The following is a 5,329-nucleotide window of genomic DNA, read 5'->3' on the forward strand; positions in this document are numbered from 1 at the left end:
GCGCTCCCCCGCCACGCCGGCCGCACGGCCGCGCGCCGGACGGGCGGCCGACGCGGGAAGCTGTCCCTTGAGCGGACCCCACTCGTTCGGGTCGGGCACGCCGGGCGGCAGCGTCTGCCGCCGCCGCGGGCCGCCCTCCGCGGACTCGCCCGGCTCCTTGGCGCCGGGCCACGCCTTGGCGACACGGGCCGCCAGCACGAAGTCCTTGCGCAGCGGATGTCCCTCGAAACCGTCGGGCAGCAGCAGCGGCGCCGGGTTCGGATGACCGGTGAAGGAGACGCCGAACATCTCGTGCGTCTCCCGCTCGTGCCAGGCGGCCCCGGCGTACACACCGGTGGCGGTGGGCAGGGCGGGCGCCTCGTGCGGCACGGTGGTCCGCAGCAGCAACCGCCGGACCGGTGTGCCCAGCGCGGCCAGGTGCGCGCAGACCGAGAAGCCCTCGCCCGGCTCGTCCACGGCGCTCAGCCAGTCGAAGAACGTGCAGCCCAGCTCGTCGCGCGCGGCGGTCAGCGCCTCCGTCCAGCGGGCGGCCGGCACGTCGACGGTCAGCAGCCCGTACGTCTCGGCCGCGCTCGCGTCCTCACCGAAGACCTCCTCGGCGGGCCGGGGCAGCCATCCGGCGGCGGACGGCCGCCGCCCCGGTGGGTTCGGTTCCGGTCCGGTCATGCGCGCCCCTCCCCCGCTGCCGGGCCCGGAGACGGGGGCGGGGTCACCAGACCGCTGGTCAGGGCCGCCCCCGACGGGCTCGACGGCGCGGCTCCGGGTGCGGAGGCGTTCCCGTACCGCTCGGCCGTCGACTCCCCGGCGATCTTCTCCTGGAGCTTGAGGATGCCCTGGAGCAGCGCCTCGGGCCGGGGCGGGCAGCCGGGTACGTAGACGTCGACCGGAATGATCTGGTCCACGCCCTTGGTGACGGAGTACGAGTCCCAGTACGGGCCGCCGCAGTTGGAGCAGGCCCCGAAGGAGATCACGTACTTCGGCTCGGGCATCTGCTCGTACAGCCGCCTGATCGCCGGTGCCATCTTGTCGGTGACCGTGCCCGACACCACCATCAGGTCGGCCTGGCGCGGCCCCGGGGCGAAGGGGATGACACCGAGGCGGATGAAGTCGTGGCGGGACATCGACGCGGCGATGAACTCGATCGCGCAGCAGGCCAGCCCGAAGTTGAAGACCCACAGGCTGTAGCGGCGGCCCCAGTTGAGGACCACCTTCATCGGCTCGGGGGCGAGCCGTGCCAGTCCGCCCAGCCGGCGGGGCTCCGGCAGGGGTTCCGGCGGGGCGGCCGGGGCAGCGGCCCCTCGGGTGCCGGGGGTCTGGGGGTTCACGTCCATGCCAGAACGCCCTTCTTCCAGGCGTAGAGCAGTCCCACGGCCAGGAAGCCGAGGAAGACGAACATCTCCACCAGTGTCACTCCGCCGAAACCGGGCTCGGCGAAGACCGTCGCCCAGGGAAAGAGGAAGATCGAGTCGACGGCGAAGACGACGTAGAGGAAGGCGTACACGTAGTAGCGGATCTGGGTGTGCGCCCAGCCCTCGCCGACGGGGTCCACTCCGCACTCGTAGGTCAGCAGCTTCTCCGGCGTCGGCACCACGGGCCGCAGCAGCCGCCCGGCGCCGAAGGCCACCGCCACGAAGAGCACCCCGACGACCGCGACCAGCCCGACGACCGCGTAGCCGTGGAAATAGTCCGGCACGTCCGCCCCTCGCTCCGTGGTGTTCGCATCGGTTACGACGCTCCGTTCGGAAGGGGAGTCTAGGCCCTGGGCCCGCGCGCGGAAGCGGGCCTCCACCACATCCGCGCCCGGCTCTCGCCGCGCCCCGCCCGGTGGTGGGGTCAGCCCCACCGTGTCCCGCCCGCGAACCCCATGGCGGCGTGCCCCCCGCGCGCGGCAGTTCGCGGCACCGGTCCGGCCGGATCACACCGCGCGAGCGCGAGGTACCGGGGCTGATGGCCGAGGGCCGTACGAACTCCGCGATCGCCCGGCAGCCGGTGGTCAGCGACGGAGCGGTGGAGAAGCACGTCGGCAACATCTTCCTCAAGCTGGGGCCGGCACCGGGCGGCGAGGACCACCGGCGGGTACTGGCCGTGCTGACGTACCTCGGGGTCGCAGTCCGGCGACGGTCCTGCCCGGGGCTCCAGAAAGGCTCCAGAGCACCGCCGGAATATACGCACGTCCCCGAGTGTCGTCTCATCGGAACGTCCACCATGTGACCGATCGCAGGAAGGTCACCCTTACCCACGTACGATGGCTGACGAGCCGCCGCCTCAAGGGAGGTCCAGTCCAGTGACCAGCCAGGTCAGTAGCCCAGCCGATCAGCAGCGCTCGCCCGGCTCACCGGCCAAGGAGGTTCGGCGGCTGGAGCGGGTGATCATCCGTTTCGCCGGTGACTCCGGTGACGGTATGCAGCTGACGGGTGACCGGTTCACCTCGGAGACGGCGGCCTTCGGCAACGATCTGTCCACGCTGCCCAACTTTCCCGCCGAGATCCGGGCGCCGGCCGGAACGCTGCCGGGGGTGTCGTCCTTCCAGCTGCACTTCGCCGATCACGACATCCTCACTCCCGGTGACGCGCCGGATGTGCTGGTGGCGATGAATCCGGCCGCGCTGCGGGCGAACGTCGGCGACCTGCCGCGGGGCGCGGAGATCATCGTCAACACCGACGAGTTCACCCGGCGGGCGATGGCCAGGGTCGGTTACGCCGCCAGCCCGCTGGAGGACGGCTCGCTGGAGGCCTACCGGGTGCATCCGGTGCCGCTGACGACGCTGACGCTGCGGGCGCTGAAGGACTCCGGGCTGGCCCGCCGGGACGCCGAGCGGGCCAAGAACATGTTCGCGCTGGGCCTGCTGAGCTGGATGTACCACCGGCCCACCGAGGGCACCGAGTCCTTCCTGCGCGGTAAGTTCGCCGGGAAGCCGCAGGTGGCCGAGGCGAACGTGACGGCCTTCCGGGCGGGCTGGAACTTCGGCGAGACCACCGAGGACTTCGCCGTCTCCTACGAGGTGGCCCCGGCCTCGGCGGCGTTCCCGCCGGGCACCTACCGCAACATCTCCGGCAACCTGGCGCTGTCCTACGGGCTGATCGCCGCGTCCCGGCAGGCGGACCTTCCGCTGTATCTGGGCTCGTATCCGATCACTCCGGCCTCGGACATCCTGCACGAGCTGAGCCGCCACAAGAACTTCGGTGTGCGCACCTTCCAGGCCGAGGACGAGATCGCGGGCATCGGCGCGGCGCTGGGCGCCGCCTTCGGCGGGGCGCTGGCGGTGACGACCACCTCCGGTCCGGGGGTGGCGCTGAAGTCGGAGACGATCGGGCTGGCGGTCTCCCTGGAGCTGCCGCTGCTGGTGGTGGACATCCAGCGCGGCGGTCCCTCCACGGGCCTGCCGACCAAGACCGAGCAGGCCGACCTGCTGCAGGCGATGTACGGGCGCAACGGTGAGGCGCCGGTGCCGGTGGTGGCCCCGGCCACCCCGGGCGACTGCTTCACCGCGGCGCTGGAGGCGGCCCGGATCGCGCTGGTCTACCGCACGCCGGTGTTCCTGCTGTCCGACGGCTATCTGGCCAACGGCTCCGAGCCGTGGCGGATCCCCGAGCCCGGCGAGCTGCCCGACCTGCGGGTGCGGTTCGCCTCGGGACCCAACCACACCACCGCCGACGGCGCGGAGGTGTTCTGGCCCTACAAGCGCGACCCGCGCACCCTGGCCCGCCCCTGGGCGGTGCCGGGCACGCCGGGCCTGGAGCACCGCATCGGCGGCATCGAGAAGCAGGACGGCACCGGCAACATCTCCTACGACCCGGCCAACCACGACCTGATGGTCCGCACCCGCCAGGCCAAGATCGACCGGATCGAGGTACCCGACATCGAGGTCGACGACCCCACCGGCGACGCGGGGGCGCTGGTGCTGGGCTGGGGCTCGACATACGGGCCGATCACCGCCGCGGTGCGCCGTCTGCGCGCCGCCGGCCACAGGATCGCCCAGACCCATCTGCGTCACCTCAACCCCTTCCCCGGCAATCTCGGCGAGGTGCTGGCCCGCTACGACACCGTGGTCGTGCCCGAGATGAACCTCGGGCAGCTGGCCACCCTGCTGCGCGCGAGGTACCTCGTCGACGCCCGGTCGTTCACGCAGGTCACCGGCCTGCCGTTCAAGGCCGAGCAGCTCGCCACCGTTCTGAAGGAGGCCATCGATGGCTGAGACCACGACGCAGGCGCCCGCCTCCGGGGCGCTCTCCCTGGTCCCCAGGGCCGACGGCAGGCAGACCATGAAGGACTTCAAGTCCGACCAGGAGGTCCGCTGGTGCCCCGGCTGCGGCGACTACGCCGTCCTGGCCGCCGTCCAGGGCTTCATGCCGCAGCTCGGCCTGGCCAGGGAGAACATCGTCTTCGTCTCCGGCATCGGCTGCTCCTCCCGCTTCCCGTACTACATGAACACCTACGGGATGCACTCCATCCACGGCCGCGCCCCGGCCATCGCCACCGGCCTGGCCTCCTCCCGGCCGGACCTGTCGGTGTGGGTGGTCACCGGCGACGGGGACGCGCTGTCCATCGGCGGCAACCACCTCATCCACGCGCTGCGCCGCAACGTCAACCTGAAGATCCTGCTGTTCAACAACCGGATCTACGGGCTGACCAAGGGCCAGTACTCCCCCACCTCCGAACTCGGCAAGATCACCAAATCGACGCCGATGGGCTCGCTGGACGCCCCGTTCAACCCGGTCTCCCTGGCGATCGGCGCGGAGGCGTCCTTCGTGGCCCGCACCATCGACTCCGACCGCCAGCACCTCACCGGCGTGCTGCGGGCGGCCGCCGACCACCCGGGCACCGCCCTGGTGGAGATCTACCAGAACTGCAACATCTTCAACGACGGCGCCTTCGACGCCCTCAAGGACCGGGAACAGGCCCAGGAGGCCGTGATCCGGCTGGAACACGGCCGGCCCATCCGCTTCGGCGCGCCCGCCCAGGACGGTCTGGGCTCCAGGGGCGTGGTCCGCGACCAGACCACCGGAGACCTGAAGGTGGTCGACGTCACCGCGGAGGGCACCGACGGCGTCCTGGTCCACGACGCCCACACCGCCTCCCCCACCACCGCCTTCGCCCTCTCCCGCCTCGCCGACCCCGACACCCTGCACCACACCCCCATCGGCGTCCTGCGCGACGTGCGCCGCCCGGTCTACGACACCCTGATGACCGAGCAGCTGGAGAAGGCCGTCGCACACAACGGCAAGGGCGACCTCGGCGCCCTCCTGACCGGCAACGACACCTGGACAGTCGTGGGCTGACCACGCCGTCCGAACGGCCGAGGGGCCGGTCCCGCCTGGCGGGACCGGCC

Annotated in this window: 5 protein-coding genes and 1 pseudogene; 3 read left to right on the forward strand and 3 right to left on the reverse strand. The window is 71.9% G+C overall.

Annotated features, from left to right (window positions below):
* From AC2CJA_RS23700 to AC2CJA_RS23710, 3 genes are all read right to left on the reverse strand, one after another.
* On the reverse strand, positions 1-666 hold a 666-nt coding region (locus AC2CJA_RS23700; RefSeq protein ID WP_484604715.1), incomplete at its 3' end, for an NADH-quinone oxidoreductase subunit C.
* Positions 663-1,331 carry an NADH-quinone oxidoreductase subunit B gene (locus AC2CJA_RS23705; RefSeq protein ID WP_484604716.1) on the reverse strand — a complete coding sequence of 223 codons (669 nt, stop codon included), beginning with the start codon at positions 1,329-1,331 and terminating at the stop codon, positions 663-665. The genes AC2CJA_RS23705 and AC2CJA_RS23700, both read right to left, overlap by 4 nt.
* Positions 1,322-1,693 (reverse strand): NADH-quinone oxidoreductase subunit A, encoded by a 372-nt coding sequence (locus AC2CJA_RS23710; RefSeq protein WP_093851503.1) that lies wholly within the window; start codon positions 1,691-1,693, stop codon positions 1,322-1,324. The genes AC2CJA_RS23705 and AC2CJA_RS23710 overlap by 10 nt, the downstream gene beginning before the upstream one ends.
* 221 nt (positions 1,694-1,914) lie before the next feature.
* Here AC2CJA_RS23710 and AC2CJA_RS23715 point away from each other — a divergent pair.
* The 3 genes and pseudogenes from AC2CJA_RS23715 to AC2CJA_RS23725 form a co-directional block, all read left to right on the forward strand.
* A pseudogene (locus tag AC2CJA_RS23715) lies at positions 1,915-2,100 on the forward strand (response regulator transcription factor); the annotation flags it as partial.
* A gap of 184 nt (positions 2,101-2,284) precedes the next feature.
* Entirely contained in the window at positions 2,285-4,195 is a 1,911-nt protein-coding gene (locus AC2CJA_RS23720; RefSeq protein ID WP_484604717.1) for a 2-oxoacid:acceptor oxidoreductase subunit alpha, read from the forward strand.
* Entirely contained in the window at positions 4,188-5,279 is a 1,092-nt protein-coding gene (locus AC2CJA_RS23725; protein ID WP_484604718.1) for a 2-oxoacid:ferredoxin oxidoreductase subunit beta, read from the forward strand. The genes AC2CJA_RS23720 and AC2CJA_RS23725 overlap by 8 nt, the downstream gene beginning before the upstream one ends.
* Positions 5,280-5,329 lie beyond the last annotated feature (50 nt).

The organism is Streptomyces sp. ATLC9, assembly GCF_057196705.1.